Origin of the sequence: Natrononativus amylolyticus (genome assembly GCF_024362525.1) — an archaeon.
Classification (GTDB): Archaea; Halobacteriota; Halobacteria; order Halobacteriales; family Natrialbaceae; genus Natrononativus; species Natrononativus amylolyticus.
In genome coordinates, this window is the sequence record NZ_CP101458.1 from 1,534,010 (window position 1) to 1,547,307 (window position 13,298).

At 67.1% G+C, this 13,298-nt stretch carries 15 protein-coding genes; 6 read left to right on the forward strand and 9 right to left on the reverse strand.

Annotated features, from left to right (window positions below):
• Positions 1–15 precede the first annotated feature (15 nt).
• From NMQ11_RS08085 to NMQ11_RS08095, 3 genes are read right to left on the reverse strand one after another with little or no spacing between them, the layout of a single operon-like run.
• Positions 16–894 carry an amidohydrolase family protein gene (locus tag NMQ11_RS08085; RefSeq protein WP_255167005.1) on the reverse strand — a complete coding sequence of 293 codons (879 nt, stop codon included), beginning with the start codon at positions 892–894 and terminating at the stop codon, positions 16–18.
• A gap of 53 nt (positions 895–947) precedes the next feature.
• Entirely contained in the window at positions 948–1,700 is a 753-nt protein-coding gene (locus tag NMQ11_RS08090) for a proteasome assembly chaperone family protein (RefSeq protein ID WP_255167007.1), read from the reverse strand.
• 47 nt (positions 1,701–1,747) lie between these two features.
• Positions 1,748–2,179, reverse strand: coding sequence for a universal stress protein (locus NMQ11_RS08095; protein WP_255167008.1), 432 nt, complete (start codon positions 2,177–2,179; stop codon positions 1,748–1,750).
• Between the two features lie 183 nt (positions 2,180–2,362).
• Between NMQ11_RS08095 and NMQ11_RS08100 the strand changes: the two genes are divergently transcribed.
• Entirely contained in the window at positions 2,363–2,920 is a 558-nt protein-coding gene (locus NMQ11_RS08100) for an NUDIX hydrolase (RefSeq protein ID WP_255167009.1), read from the forward strand.
• A gap of 28 nt (positions 2,921–2,948) precedes the next feature.
• Here NMQ11_RS08100 and NMQ11_RS08105 read toward each other — a convergent pair whose 3' ends face one another.
• From NMQ11_RS08105 to pyrB, 3 genes are all read right to left on the reverse strand, one after another.
• Positions 2,949–3,782, reverse strand: a complete 834-nt coding sequence (locus NMQ11_RS08105; protein ID WP_255167010.1) for a hypothetical protein — start codon at positions 3,780–3,782, stop codon at positions 2,949–2,951.
• 228 nt (positions 3,783–4,010) lie between these two features.
• Entirely contained in the window at positions 4,011–4,472 is a 462-nt protein-coding gene (gene pyrI / locus NMQ11_RS08110; protein WP_255167012.1) for an aspartate carbamoyltransferase regulatory subunit, read from the reverse strand.
• Positions 4,469–5,383: an aspartate carbamoyltransferase gene (pyrB, locus tag NMQ11_RS08115; RefSeq protein ID WP_255167013.1), complete on the reverse strand. Its 915-nt coding sequence runs from the start codon at positions 5,381–5,383 to the stop codon at positions 4,469–4,471. Before pyrB ends, pyrI begins: the two co-directional genes overlap by 4 nt.
• Before the next feature lie 120 nt (positions 5,384–5,503).
• Between pyrB and NMQ11_RS08120 the strand changes: the two genes are divergently transcribed.
• Positions 5,504–6,130 carry an RAD55 family ATPase gene (locus NMQ11_RS08120; protein WP_255167015.1) on the forward strand — a complete coding sequence of 209 codons (627 nt, stop codon included), beginning with the start codon at positions 5,504–5,506 and terminating at the stop codon, positions 6,128–6,130.
• On the opposite strand, the gene NMQ11_RS08125 is transcribed toward NMQ11_RS08120, so the two are convergent.
• The 3 genes from NMQ11_RS08125 to NMQ11_RS08135 form a co-directional block, all read right to left on the reverse strand.
• On the reverse strand, positions 6,131–6,799 hold the full coding sequence (locus NMQ11_RS08125) for a helix-turn-helix domain-containing protein (RefSeq protein ID WP_255167017.1): 669 nt from the start codon (positions 6,797–6,799) through the stop codon (positions 6,131–6,133).
• 106 nt (positions 6,800–6,905) lie between these two features.
• Positions 6,906–7,571, reverse strand: coding sequence for a helix-turn-helix domain-containing protein (locus NMQ11_RS08130; protein WP_255167019.1), 666 nt, complete (start codon positions 7,569–7,571; stop codon positions 6,906–6,908).
• A 105-nt stretch (positions 7,572–7,676) separates the two neighbouring features.
• Positions 7,677–8,651, reverse strand: coding sequence for an FKBP-type peptidyl-prolyl cis-trans isomerase (locus NMQ11_RS08135; protein WP_255167021.1), 975 nt, complete (start codon positions 8,649–8,651; stop codon positions 7,677–7,679).
• Positions 8,652–8,744: 93 nt separating this feature from the next.
• Here NMQ11_RS08135 and cyaB point away from each other — a divergent pair, with 93 nt between their 5' ends.
• From cyaB to NMQ11_RS08155, 4 genes are all read left to right on the forward strand, one after another.
• Positions 8,745–9,284, forward strand: coding sequence for a class IV adenylate cyclase (cyaB, locus tag NMQ11_RS08140; protein WP_255167023.1), 540 nt, complete (start codon positions 8,745–8,747; stop codon positions 9,282–9,284).
• A 134-nt stretch (positions 9,285–9,418) separates the two neighbouring features.
• Positions 9,419–10,624, forward strand: a complete 1,206-nt coding sequence (locus NMQ11_RS08145; protein WP_255167024.1) for a methionine adenosyltransferase — start codon at positions 9,419–9,421, stop codon at positions 10,622–10,624.
• A 112-nt stretch (positions 10,625–10,736) separates the two neighbouring features.
• On the forward strand, positions 10,737–11,993 hold the full coding sequence (locus tag NMQ11_RS08150) for an MFS transporter (protein WP_255167025.1): 1,257 nt from the start codon (positions 10,737–10,739) through the stop codon (positions 11,991–11,993).
• Between the two features lie 45 nt (positions 11,994–12,038).
• Entirely contained in the window at positions 12,039–13,220 is a 1,182-nt protein-coding gene (locus NMQ11_RS08155) for a tRNA sulfurtransferase (protein WP_255167026.1), read from the forward strand.
• The last annotated feature ends 78 nt before the right edge of the window (positions 13,221–13,298 follow it).

Consider the following 13,298-nt stretch of genomic DNA (forward strand, 5'->3'; position numbering starts at 1 on the left):
GTCGCACCGGTTCCGTCAGAGTCCCAGGAACGACTCGGCGTTCTCCCAGAGGAGTTTGCGCTGGAGTTCCTCGGAGAACTCGAGGGCGGCGAACTGCTCGAGCCAGGGTTTCGGTTCGAGCATCGGGTAGTCGGTGCCGAACATGACCTTGTCCGAAAGCAGCGTCTTCGCGTAGTGGAGCACCTGATCGTCGATGTACTTCGGCATCCACCCCGAGAGGTCCATGTAGACGTTCCCCTTCTGCTGGCAGATCGCGAGCTGTTCTCGCTCCCAGGGGAACGCCGGGTGGGCGATGAGGATCTGCAGGTCGGGGAAGTTCGCCGCGACGTCGTCGATCAGCATCGGGTTGCCGTACTTGATCTTGAGCCCGCGACCGCCCGGCGCACAGGCGCCGAGCGTCGAGTTCCCGCCGTGAAAGACGACGGGAACGTCGAGTTCTTCGATCGTCGCCCACAGCTCCTCGTGGGCGGGATCGGAGGGATCGAACCCCTGGGCGATCTGCTGGAACTTGAACCCGGAGAGGTCGAGATCCTCGACGCAGCGCCGGGCCTCCGCGACGCAGTCGTCCTTCAGCGGATCGACGGAGCCGAAGCCGACGAAGAAGTCGGGGTGCTCGTCGCGCACCGCCGCGACGTACTCGTTCGGCACCGGCGGGTTCCCGGTGTTCGTCTCGGCGTCCCACCCGAGCAAGACGGCGCGGCCGACGCCGACGGCGCGGTACTCCTCGATCATGTTCTCGTAGGTGTCCGTCTCGAGGTCCGCACCGAAGCGGTCGGCGGCGTCGCGCATCATCTCGCCGCCCGCGTCGTGGAGGAACTCGCTGGTCGGCTGGTGGGCGTGGGTGTCGATCGCCCGCGGGCCGTCGGCGGCCTCGAGCGCTGCCGGAAGTGCCATACGCTGTCCTGCGACAGCGAGGGTAAAAATGGCGCCGCTTTCTCGCGCCCGTCTCACATGTACGTGCGGTCTTCCGGGTAGTCGCGTCCCTCGGGCCCGCCCTCGCCCATCGCGGTCATCCGATCGGCGAGCGTCGAGTAGTACTGGGCCAGCTGTTCGGACTGCTCGCGCAGCTCTCGCTCGTCGACGTCGACGCCGTAGAGCCGCTCTATAGCGTCGACGAGCAACAGTGCGGCCTCGAGGTCCGGCCCCGGCGGGTGCGTCGGCGTCACGAGCGCACCCGTCGGCGGCGCGTCGCCGTTGAGGCTGCGCGCCACGACGTCGCCGACGACGCCGTCGAGAACGCCCCCGGTGAGCCCCTCGAATCCGGCGTCGGCGAGCCGTCGACGCCGAAACGTCTCCGTTGCGACGGAGAACACCGCGTGCTCGTCGGCTTCGTGGGGGAAGGCCACGCCGTACGGGATCGCGATCTCGTCGATACCGGCCTTACTCGCCCACTCGAGGACGGCGTCGACGAACGGGGCGGCCGCCCACACCGGCACGAACAGCTCGCCGATCAGCAGCGCCAGCGGCGTGTCGACCACGTCGTAGATGCGGGTGTGGTTTCTCGGCTCACCGTCCGCGAACGGCGTGATCGACGGCAGTCCGTCGGGTGCGACGTGGCCGACCTCCTCGCACTCGAGGTGGCGAATCAGGTAGTCGGTCGCGGTGACGCCCGCGAAGCCGGGATTCGACAGCCCGAGGACGAGCACCGAGCTGTCGCCGTCGCGTGCGGAGGTGACGTCGAACGATGCCTGTGGTGACATGCGCTCGATACACCCCGTCGCTGTAAAAACCCGTCACCCTCTCCGGATCACTCCCGCTCCTGACGGACGGTCAACACCGGCACGTCGGACATCCTGACGACCTTCTCGGTGACGCTGCCGAGCAGGTAGCGGTCGATTCCCGTTCGCCCGTGAGTCCCCATCACGATCAGGTCGATGTCGTGGTCGGTCGCGTACTCGAGGATCTCGCCGTGGGGAGCGCCTCTGGCGACGTCGGTGACGATCCGGTCGAACCCGGCTTCCCGCGCGCGCGTTTCGACGTCGGTGACGATCCGGTTGCCGGACGTTTCGAACTCCTCGACGATCGTCCCCATCTCGACGTCGTTGGCGAACACGGTCGCGTCGATCACGTAGAGGACGTGCAACGCCGCGTCGTACGTCGTCGCGAGGTCGAGCGCGTGTTCCAGCGCGCGGTCGATCGTCGCGCTGCCGTCCGTCGGAAGGAGGATCCGGTCGTACATGGGTCCCCGTTCGCCCCGGGGGTGCAAAGTTGTGTGTGTCCGAACCGCCCCGTACCCGACTACCCGGTCGCTGCCCGTATCGAAGCGTTATTCCCGCGAGCCGGTGTAGGCCGTCAGCATGAGCACCGTCTCGTCGCCGAGCGTCGGAACGCCGGGCTGTCGCCGGGAGATCGGTCGCCGCCGATGACGTTCGACGAGTTGCGCATCCGGGCCGACGAGGCGAGCCGCCGGGCGAACGAGGCGTACAGGCGACTCGAGCGCCGCTACGAGGGCTTTTCCGAGCGCGAGCGAACCCGTCGGGTGTCCCGACGCCGGTTCAGCACGCTCGTCGACCGCACCCGGCGGACGGGGGCGCCGTTCGGCGCGCACACGATCGTCTCACGGTCCTCGGGGGAGCTGTTGCTCGTCCGCCACGAGGGTGTCGACCGCTGGGTGCTCCCCGGCGGGGGCGTCGACCGCGGGGAGTCGTTTCTCGAGGCGGCGCGGCGCGAACTCGACGAGGAGGCCGGAATCGACGCCCGGTACGAGGGGCTGGCGATGGTCACCCGCGTCGAGATCGAGACCGGCGGCTACGAGACCTGGGGGATCATTCCAACGTTCGCCGCGACCGCGGAGAGCCTCGAGCCGGAGGTTTCCGACCCCGACGGCGAAATCTCGGCCGCCCGCTGGTTCGAGACGCTGCCGGCGGACACGCGCGACCGCGAGGAACTCCTCGCCTGGCGGGCCGAAAACGGCGTGTAGTCGATCGGCTCGAGAACCGGCCCCGGCTTCAGGAGCTCGGCTCGCCGTGTGAGACGCCCTCTCGCTCGTCGGCGTCCATCCGCCGGAGCGCCGCCCGGGCGTTGCTCGCGTCGTAGCCGAAGAACACCGCCTCGCCGTAGGCGGCGGCGACCTCGGTCGCGTGGATCAGGTCGTCGATGTCGACGTTCACCGCGTACAGTTCGACGCTGAACGGCGTCTCGAGCGCGCTCTGGAACCCCTTCGCGATCGTCTCGAGCCAGTAGGTCGTCCCGTAGGCGGTGTCGTACAGCGGGACGACGAACTCGTCGACGTGGGCCTCGAGGGCCTCGAGGTCGATCCCCGCCCGCTCGTAGAGGTGGCCGGGGTAGGGGTCGGGGTAGAGGGTCATGTAGACGCGACCGGGAATCCGGGCGGTCGCGGCCTCGACGAACTCGGTGATGACGCTCGCGCGCCAGGCGTACCAGTCGTCGTGCGCGCTCTCCTCGAAGTCGCGCTCACAAAACCCGCAGTGACAGTACTCCGGGCGGGGAAAGCCAATATCGTCGAGGCGGACGTCCTCGTTAGCAGCGACGCAGTCGTCGATGATCTCGAACAACCCCTGGCGGTACTCCTCGCGGGAGGGACAGACGTACGCCCAGTCGAAGTACGTCCGGTCGCGGGTCGCCGGCCGCCCCATGTCGTCGACCGGAACGAGCGATGGGTCGGCATCGGCGGCGGCGTTGTCGCCGAAACACGAGACCATGTTGACCGCGTCGGGGAGCGGCTCGGCGGACCTGCCGGTGACGTCTTTGACCTCGTAGAAACCGCGGTCGAACTCCCCCCACCCCGCTTCCTCAGCGTTCCGCGTGACCACGCCGTACATGGACGGGGGTACGGACTCGAGGGAGTAAGGCGTTCGGAACTCGGTTACTCGACCGGTTCGTACTCGACTTCGACCTCGGAGGGACCGCTGAGGAAGAGTTTCCAGAGGACGACGAGTGCGACCAGCGCGATCAGGAATTTTATTGAGCGCGGCATGTGCACGCAGACAATTGTGTGCAGATCACTTAGATATTCTGTCTCGCCGACTAGATTTCGATCCGACCGGTCGTCAGCCGTCGATGAGGTCGGCGATGTCCTCGCGGACGATCGTCTCGCAGTAGGCACACCGGACGCCGTCGTCGAGGACGTCGAACGTCGAGGTGACGGGTTCGCTGTCGGTCGTGATGCAGTTGGGGTTCGGACACGAGAGCACGCCGTCGACGACGGCAGGCCGCTCGACCCGGTGTTTCTCGACGACGTCGTACTCCCGAACGATGTTGATCGTCGCGTCGGGAGCGATCAGCGACAGCACGTCGACTTCGTCCTGGCTCAGCTCTCGGCCCTCGACTTTCACGATGTCCTTGCGGGCGAGGCGATCCGACGGGACGTTGATCCCGACGGAGACCTCCTCGCCCTCGCTGCCGTCGATGCCGAGGATCGTGAGGACGTTCAGCGCCTGTCCGCCGTGGACGTGGTCGATCACCGTTCCGTTCCGGATCTTGCTGACGCGAAGTTCGTGATCTGCGCTCATTGTGAACCACCGATGAGGAGGTCGAGCAGCGCCATTCGGACCGGCACCCCGTTGTGGGCCTGCTCGAAGTACGCCGCGTGGGACGTCTCGTCGACGTCGGGGGCGATCTCGTCGACGCGCGGGAGCGGGTGCATCACCGTCAGGTCGTCGTTCGCCGCCTCGAGGTCCGCCGCGTCGATCTGGTACTCGCCGGCGACCTGCTGGTACTCGTTCTCGTCGGGGAACCGCTCGCGCTGGATACGGGTGACGTAGAGCACGTCGAGGGAGGGGAGGACCGCCTCGAGGCCGTCGTGTTCGCGGACCGAAGCCCCCTCCTGGTGGAGGTCGTAGACGACCTCGCGGGGCAGCCGCAGGCTCTCCGGGCTGATGAAGTGTTGCTGGGCGTCGAAGTTCGTCAGCGCGTAGGCCAGCGAGTGGACCGTCCGTCCGTACTTCAGGTCGCCCATGATCCCGATCGTCAGATCGTCCAGTCCGGCGCTCTCCCGGATGGTGTAGAGGTCGAGTAAGGTCTGGGTCGGGTGGTGGCCAGCGCCGTCGCCGGCGTTGACGAGCGGCACGTCGACGAACTCGCTCGCCATCGTCGCCGACCCCTGCTTCGGGTGGCGCAGGACGAGCGCGTCTGCGTACCCCTCGATGACCCGAACCGTGTCGGCGAGGCTCTCGCCTTTCGTGACGCTCGAGGACTCGATCGACCCCATGTCGACGACGTCGCCGCCGAGGCGTTTCATCGCCGTCTCGAAGCTCATCTTCGTCCGGGTGCTCGGCTCGAAAAAGAGCAGGCCGAGCAGCGTCCCGACGTGGCGGCCGGCGACGGCGTCCGGATCGGCGGCGATCTCGGCGGCGCGGTCGAGGACCTGCTCGATGTCCGCCCGCGAGAGTTGTTTACTCGTGATGAGGTGCTCGTGGCACATTCGTTCGATACGGCTCCCCCTGCCCCCTTGAATCTCACCATTCGTCAGCCGGGGCGGATTCGCTCGCTCGCGCGTAACGCAAAGAGTTATGCAGGCAGTGTGGAAAATCAGTATACCCGTATGGTCGGCCGACTACACACCGGAATCAGTGTACTCGACCGCAAACTCGACGGCGGACTGCCGCCGGGCTGTGTGGTCGCCTACACGGCGAAGCCGGCCAGCCAGTCGGAACTCCTGCTCTACGAACTCACGGCCGCCCGCGGCACGCTCTACCTCTCGACGGAGCGATCCGAAGCGCTCGTCCGACACGCGATCGACTCCTCGAAGGGCCGCGTCGGCAGCCCGACGGTGCGACACGTCTCGAGTGCCGATCCCCTCGAGGAGGCGACCCGGTTCACCAGCGCGGTCCCCGAGGGCGCGAACCTGATCATCGACACGATGGACGTCCTCGAGCGAGCGGAGCCGGCCGCCTACGTCGCCTTTCTCAACCGGCTCAAAGAGCACATGCTCGACACCGGCAGCATCGCGGTGCTCCACTGTCTGAAGGGGCCCGAAGAGCCGGCCAACCGCGCGCGAACCGAACACCTCGCCGACGCCGTCTTCGACCTGCGGACGAACCTCGAGGGTTCGGAGATCGAAAACCACCTCTCGATCCCGAAGTTCCGCGGCGGCGGCGCCCCGACGGAGACGATCAAGCTCCAGCTCTCCGAACAGGTCGAGATCGACACGAGCCGCGACATCGCCTGATCAGTTCGCCGTCTCCGTTTCGACGTCGGCGCCGCTCCCGTAGACGCTGAGCGTCGTGATCGCGAGCGTGCGGTACGCACGCCGGAGCCGCTCGGACAGCGCCTGGTGGGAGACCCCCAGTTCCGCGGCGAGTTCCTCCATCGTGATCCGTCTCGGAACCTCGAAGTAGCCGCGCTCGACCGCCAACTCGAGCGTCCGGTGTTGTGCCTCGGTCAACTCGAGACGGGTGTTACCCGTATCCGTGGTTCGGGTTATCTTGAGAACCTCGACGTCGACGCCTTCGCTTTTTAGCTGGTCGTGGCTCTGCTGGAGGTGGGACCTCTCGGGAAATCGGAGCCGGAGCGTCCACGTCCCGCCGGTCCCGGTCATCGCGAAAATCGCCGCCCGGTCCCTGAACAGCTGGAGCAACACGTCGTACATCGACGTCCCGAACTCGAAGTCGTACAGCAGCCGGCCGTCCCCGGCGGTGATCAGCGAGTAGGACTCGACGGTCGGGTCGACGTCGAACGCGCCCTCGAGGGCCGCGCGCTCCTCGCCCGACACCCAGAAGCCGGGAAAACCGGCGGTCAGCGTGTTTTCCATCTCGTATCTCGCGTCCGGCAGCTCGTCGAACGTCCGCTCTAGCGCCGTATCTTCGCCCGGCAACTGGAGGGTAACCAGCACAGCCATGGCCGTTTCTAGCCGAGGAGGGGGGTTAGCTCGGCGCCATGATTTCGTAGTGTCTATTTATTTTGTCAGGCTGTGTTACGTTCCGACGATCCGGGACGACCGCACGCTACGTACCGTCGTGGTCGTCGGCACCGATGATTACCGTGTTCTCGACGAGGTTTCGGTGGGCCCGGCGCAACCGCTCGGACAGCGCCTGCCCGGAGATACCGAGTTCCGCGGCGAGTTCGTCCCTCGTCAGCCCGCGCGGAACCTCGTAGTAGCCGCGCTCGAACGCCGCCTCGAGGGTCGTCTGCTGGCTGTCGGTCAGCCCGAACCGTCCCTTGCGACCGTCGTCCAGCTGATAGATAGACTGAATGTCGATCGAGAGGCCGTGCTCCCCGCAGTAGTCGTACGTCCGCGAGAGCGCCTCTCGCTCGGGAAACAGCGTTCGGAGCATCCACCCCTCGCTGTTCCCCTCCGCGGCCAGCACCGTCCCCTCTTCCTCGACGAGAATCCGGATCAGCGCCTCGACGTGGCCGACCCAACTCATCTCGTACAGCCGCTCGTCCTCGAGGTTCGAGACGAGTCGGACGTCTTCGACGGTGTCGTCGGCCGAAAGCGCCCCCTCGAGCCCGTCGAACGCGGGGCCGCTGATCCAGACGAACGGCATGACGTGGCTCCGGTCGTGGGCGACGATGCGCTCGATCTCGAACTGCAACGTCTCGAAGGCCTCGACCGTTTCGCTGAGCGCGAACTCGGCCGCCGGCAGCTGCAACTCTGCGATAACGCCCATACCGGAACGGAAACGCTCGTCGGGTATAAGTCGTACTCAGTCGGAACGCCTCGTCGACACTGCCCGTAACTCGCCTCGAAAGAACTGCCGCAGCCGTCGTCGGGGTTACTCCTCGTCTGCGCCCTCGAGTTCCTCGACGATCTCGTCGGCGTCGATGTCGGCGTCCTCGAGCGCGTCCTCGAGGTCGGCGCCGCCGGCACCGGCGGCGCCGCCCATCCCGCCCATCATGCCGGGCATGCCCATCCCGCCCATGCCGTCGATGACCTCCTGGACGATGACGCGGTCGACGTCGACCTTGCCCATCAGGTCCTGGGCGATCTGCTGCTTCGAGAACATCCACTGCTGGTTCATCGTCAGCTGCGGGGTCGCCTCGATGTACAGCGTCTCCTTCTCGACGGTCTGGGTCTCGAACTCCGGTTCGGCGTCCTCCTCTTCCTCGTCGTCCTCGTCGGGCTCGACCTCAACCTCCTCTTCGACTTCGTCGGTCTCGATCCACATTTCGGGCTCGACGTCGAGGTACATCCCGAACAGGCCGGCCGCGCGCTCCTCGCGGTCGTCGACCTCCTCTAAGATCTCGTACTCGTACTCGACGTCCTCGCCGGCGAGCGGGTGGTTGAAGTCGACGCGGGCGCGGCTCCCCAGAATCGTGATGACGCTGCCGTGGCGGTTGTCGACGTGGACGTGCGCGCCGGGGTAGCGGTCGTCCTCGGGGATCTTCTCGGCGCTGATCGTCTCGACGGCCTCGGGGTCGTACTCGCCGAAGGCGTCGGTCGCGGCGATCGTCACGGAGCCGGAGTCGCCGGCTTCGCCGCCGAGGAGTTCGTCCTCGACCTCATCGAAGATGTGACCCTCGCCGAGGACGATCGTTCGCGGCTCGAACTCGTGGTCCTGGTCGGCGACGCCTTCTTCTTCGGCGACGTCGGGGTCGGTCGTGTCGACGAGCTGGTCGTCCTCGACGGTGCGTGCGGTGTACGCCAGCCGGATGAAGTCGCCGGCCTGCAGTCCGTCGGTTGCGTCTTCGACTTCCTCATCGACGTCATCGGCCTGCTCCTCGAGCTCGGCCTCCTGATCCTCGGTCATACATTGAACGTCCCGCTGTCCACATTTAAGGACGACGTTTTGCCTCGAGACCGGACCACCCCTTTCTTCGTTCCCCCGGCCGTGTCCTCGCCCATGTACGAAGTCGAAGTGAAGGTGCCGGCCGACCTCGAGGCGGTCCGCGACCGACTGGCCGACCTCGGCGCGCGACCGGCCGGAACGGTCGTCCAGGTCGACACCTACTACGACGCCCCCCACCGGTCGTTTCCCGAGACGGACGAGGCGCTCCGGATCCGCCGGGAGTCCGGTGCGGACGACCGCCGCGAGACGCGGCTGACCTACAAGGGTCCCCTCGTCGACGACGCCTCGAAGACCCGGGAGGAGGCCGAAACGGGCGTCGAGGAGGCCGAGGACCTCGAGGCGATCCTCACGAACCTCGGCTTCGACCCGGCGGCGACGGTTCGCAAGGAACGAACGCGGTACGCCCTCGAGGGGTACACCGTCACCCTCGATTCGGTCGCAGGCGTCGGCGAGTTCGTCGAGGTCGAAACCGAGGCGACGGCGGACGAACTCGAGGACGCCCGCGAGGACGCCTACGACGTGCTCGAGCGCCTCGAACTCGACCCGGCCGACCAGCTTCGGACCTCCTACCTGGAGCTTCACCTCGAGGGGTAACGGTTCGAGCGACGGTACGAGCGGCGCGAGCGCCGGCGCCTCGAGGGCTCTCGACCGCCGCATAACTCTCGAGCATTATTCGTTCGAGGCCTGTTTTCGCAAGTTATAGAACGACAGGAGGAAAACGTCGAGCAATGACAGACCGCAATATTCGCGTCGAGCCGATCGATCGACGCGCCGTCGAGGATCAGGAAGTCGAGATCGTCGAGCGAAAGGGGATCGGCCACCCCGACTCCATCTGCGACGGAATCGCCGAGAGCGTCGCCGGGGCGCTCGCTCGCGCGTACCTCGACCGCGTCGGCAAGGTGCTCCACTTCAACACCGACGAGACCCAGCTGGTCGCCGGCGAGGCCGCCCCCGCCTTCGGCGGCGGCGAGGTCGTCGACCCCATCTACGTCCTGATCGTCGGCCGGGCGACGAAACACTATGAGGGGCAGACGATCCCGACGGAGACGATCGCCCTGCGCGCCGCCCGTGACTACCTCGAGTCCGAACTCCCCCAACTCGAGTTCGGCACCGACGTGATCGTCGACATCAAGCTGGGCGAGGGCAGCGGGGACCTCCAGGACGTCTTCGGCGAGAACGAGGTCACGGTGCCGATGGCAAACGACACCAGTTTCGGCGTCGGTCACGCCCCGCTGTCGGAAACCGAGGAGATCGTCTGGAACGCCGAACGCCGGCTCAACGAGGAGTTCGCCGCCGAGAACCCCTACCTCGGCTCGGACGTGAAGATCATGGGCAAGCGCGAGGGCGACCGGATCGACGTCACCGTCGCCGCGGCGATGATCGACGAGCACATCGGCGACATGGACGACTACGTCGCCGCCGTCGACGCGGTCGGGGAGTTCGTCAGCGACGTCGCCGCGGAGTACACCGACCGGGACGTCACCGTCCACGTCAACACCGCAGACGACGTCGAGTCGGGCTCGATCTACCTCACCGTCACCGGCACCTCCGCCGAACAGGGCGACGACGGCTCGGTCGGGCGGGGCAACCGCGCCAACGGCCTCATCACGCCCAACCGCTCGATGTCGATGGAGGCGACGAGCGGGAAGAACCCGGTCAACCACATCGGCAAGATCTACAACCTCCTCTCGACGCAGATCGCAGAGGAGGTCGTCGACGAGGTCGACGGCATCCGCGACCTGCGCGTGCGCCTGCTCTCCCAGATCGGCCGGCCGATCGACCGACCGCACGTCGCCGACGTCCACGTCGTCACGGCCGACGGCGTCGAACTGGCCGACGTCCAGGGCGAGATCGAAGCCATCGTCGACGACCAGCTCGCGAACGTCACCGACGTCACCCGCCAGGTCATCGACGGCGAACTCACCACGTTCTGACCGGGTTCGACCCCTCGAGCGAAACCGGCACGGCAGGGGGAGCTTCGGAATAGTCAAGAGCGGACGTCGAGAACCGTACTACGAATCGAAATGGATTGCGGAGCGATCGCCAGTGAGTAATCACGAACCAAGTTCTCGCAGCATCGTCCTCGCCGTCGTCGCGAGCACGTTCTTCGTCGGCTTCGGCGGCGGCGTGATCTTCCCGATTCTGCCGAACCTCGGGGAGGTGCTCGGCATCTCGGCGGTCATGGTCGGACTCATCCTGTCGGCGAACCGCTGGACGCGGCTGCTCGCGAACGCGCCCGCCGGCGTCCTCGTCGACCGGATCGGCACCCGCAAACCGTTCGTCATCGGGCTGGCGATCGAGGGCGTCGCGACGTTCGGCTACGTCATCGCGATGCTGTTCCCGTCGACTGCCGAATTCTGGTTTCTGGCCGCCCGGTTGCTGTGGGGACTGGGCAGCGCGCTCGTGTTCGCGACGGCGTACACGATCACCGCGGACGTCAGCGAAGCCGACTCGCGGGGGACGAGCATGGGGATCGTCCGCGCCGGGATCACCTTCGGCTTCCCGGCCGGTCTCGTCCTCGGCGGGGTCACCAGCGAGATCTACGGTAACACCGCGGCGTTCGTCCTCGCGGCCGCCTTCGCCGGCCTCGCGAGTATCATCGCCTACTTCATCGTCCCCGAGACCCACGTCGACGAACACGACGACTCGGTCAAGCCGTGGGATCTCGAACTCACGATCCCCGCCGTCACCGTCGGCCTCGTCAACTTCGGGCTCTACTTCGCCTACGTCGGCGTGCTGTTCTCGACGCTCGTGCTCTACCTCCAGGTCGAGGGCCTCACCATCTCGACGGAGATCCTGGGGTACACCGTCGCGTTCGAAGAGCAGGGAACGTCGGGAATGCTGATGGCCGTCACCGTGCTCGCGGGGGCGGTCTTCACCATCTCCGGGGGCGTGATGAGCGACACAGTGGGGGCTCGAGTGCCCGTCCTCGTCGGCTTTCTCGTCCTGAACAGCCTCGGCTTTCTCGTCCTCGTCCTCGCGCCGTCGTTCTGGGTCGTCGTGGGCGGGTGCATCCTGATCGGGGCCGGTCAGGGCGGCGTCGGCGGCCCGCTCACCGCCCTGCTCGCGGACCTCACGCCCGACGAGCGAATGGGGCGGGCGATGGGGACGAACAACGTCCTCGGCGACGTCGGCGGGGGGCTCGGTCCGCTGATCTCCCTGCCGCTGGCCGAGACGATCGGCTTCGAGGTCATGTACGCGGTCAGCGCGATCATCGCCCTCGTCGCGGGAACGATCCTCGTCGTCGGCGTCTACGCCCACACCGGCAGCGTGAGCCCGACCGTCGACGAGTCGATCATCTAGCTGGCCTCGTAACCCCCTTATAGCGCGGACCGTCTACCTCGAGCCATGCACCCGCCGGGCGCCGACGTCGTCCTCATCCGCCAGGGAGACGTGAGCACGAAGAGCAACACCGTCAGGCGGTACATGACCGACTTCCTCCTCGAGAACACGGAGGCCGTCCTGGCCGACCGCGAGATCCCCGGCGAAATCGAACCCGGCTGGGACCGGCCGCTGATCCACACGGACGAGGCACACGTCGACGCGGCCGCGACCGCCGCGGCCGACGTCTTCGGGGTCGTCTCGACCAGTCCCGCGGTCGCGGTGTCGACCGAACTCGAGGCGATCCGCGAAACCCTCGCCGAGACTGCCCGCGAGCACTACACGGGCGGGACGTTCGCCGTCGACGCCCGCCGGGCCGACAAGCGACTCCCGTTCACGAGCGAGGACGTCGCCCGCGAGGGTGGCAGCGCGATCTGGGAGGCCGCCGAGACCGAGGGAATCGACCCCGAAGTCGATCTCGACGACCCCGACCTCACGTTCGGCGTCGAAGTTCGCGAGGACGCGGCCTACGTCTTCGTCGAGCGACTCGAGGGACCGGGCGGGCTCCCGCTCGGCTCGCAGGCGCCGCTGGTCGCGCTCGTCAGCGGCGGGATCGACTCGCCCGTGGCCGCCTACGAGCTGATGAAACGCGGCTCGCCGGTGATTCCCGTCTACGTCGATCTCGGGGATTACGGCGGACCGGACCACGAGGCACGGGCGATCGAGACCGTCAGGACGCTCTCGCGGTACGCGCCCAACTTCGACATGCGAACGTACCGGGTGCCCGGCGGCGAGACGGTCGCGCTGCTCGCGGAGACGATGGAGGAGGGGCGGATGCTCTCGCTGCGGCGCTTTTTCTACCGGATCGCCGAACACATCGCCGAGGAGACCGGCGCGAGCGGCATCGTCACGGGCGAAGCCATCGGACAGAAATCGAGCCAGACGGCCCAGAACATCGGCGTCACGAGCCGCGTTACCGATCTCCCGATCCACCGCCCCCTCCTCACCCGCGACAAGCAGGAGATCGTCGCACAGGCCCGCGAGATCGGTACTTACACCGACTCGACGATCGACGCCGGCTGCAACCGCATCGCTCCCGACCGCGCCGAGACCAACGCCCGCCTCGAGCCGCTGCTCGCGGCCGAACCGGACGACCTGCTCGAGCGCGCGGCGGAGGCGGCCGAGCGTGCGACGCTGGTCGATCCCTGACTGCGGTGAACGCTGGGGCATCGACCGCGCAGTCGTCGAAAGCCGAAACCCACATTATCGGGACACGCCCACTTCCGT

Excerpts from the sequence above, each read along its gene's own strand:
- NMQ11_RS08085 (WP_255167005.1), bottom strand. The coding sequence starts at position 894 with ATGGCACTTCCGGCAGCGCTCGAGGCCGCCGACGGCCCGCGGGCGATC.
- NMQ11_RS08090 (WP_255167007.1), bottom strand. The coding sequence starts at position 1,700 with ATGTCACCACAGGCATCGTTCGACGTCACCTCCGCACGCGACGGCGAC.
- NMQ11_RS08095 (WP_255167008.1), bottom strand. The coding sequence starts at position 2,179 with ATGTACGACCGGATCCTCCTTCCGACGGACGGCAGCGCGACGATCGAC.
- NMQ11_RS08100 (WP_255167009.1), top strand. The coding sequence starts at position 2,363 with ATGACGTTCGACGAGTTGCGCATCCGGGCCGACGAGGCGAGCCGCCGG.
- NMQ11_RS08105 (WP_255167010.1), bottom strand. The coding sequence starts at position 3,782 with ATGTACGGCGTGGTCACGCGGAACGCTGAGGAAGCGGGGTGGGGGGAG.
- pyrI (WP_255167012.1), bottom strand. The coding sequence starts at position 4,472 with ATGAGCGCAGATCACGAACTTCGCGTCAGCAAGATCCGGAACGGAACG.
- pyrB (WP_255167013.1), bottom strand. The coding sequence starts at position 5,383 with ATGTGCCACGAGCACCTCATCACGAGTAAACAACTCTCGCGGGCGGAC.
- NMQ11_RS08120 (WP_255167015.1), top strand. The coding sequence starts at position 5,504 with ATGGTCGGCCGACTACACACCGGAATCAGTGTACTCGACCGCAAACTC.
- NMQ11_RS08125 (WP_255167017.1), bottom strand. The coding sequence starts at position 6,799 with ATGGCTGTGCTGGTTACCCTCCAGTTGCCGGGCGAAGATACGGCGCTA.
- NMQ11_RS08130 (WP_255167019.1), bottom strand. The coding sequence starts at position 7,571 with ATGGGCGTTATCGCAGAGTTGCAGCTGCCGGCGGCCGAGTTCGCGCTC.
- NMQ11_RS08135 (WP_255167021.1), bottom strand. The coding sequence starts at position 8,651 with ATGACCGAGGATCAGGAGGCCGAGCTCGAGGAGCAGGCCGATGACGTC.
- cyaB (WP_255167023.1), top strand. The coding sequence starts at position 8,745 with ATGTACGAAGTCGAAGTGAAGGTGCCGGCCGACCTCGAGGCGGTCCGC.
- NMQ11_RS08145 (WP_255167024.1), top strand. The coding sequence starts at position 9,419 with ATGACAGACCGCAATATTCGCGTCGAGCCGATCGATCGACGCGCCGTC.
- NMQ11_RS08155 (WP_255167026.1), top strand. The coding sequence starts at position 12,039 with ATGCACCCGCCGGGCGCCGACGTCGTCCTCATCCGCCAGGGAGACGTG.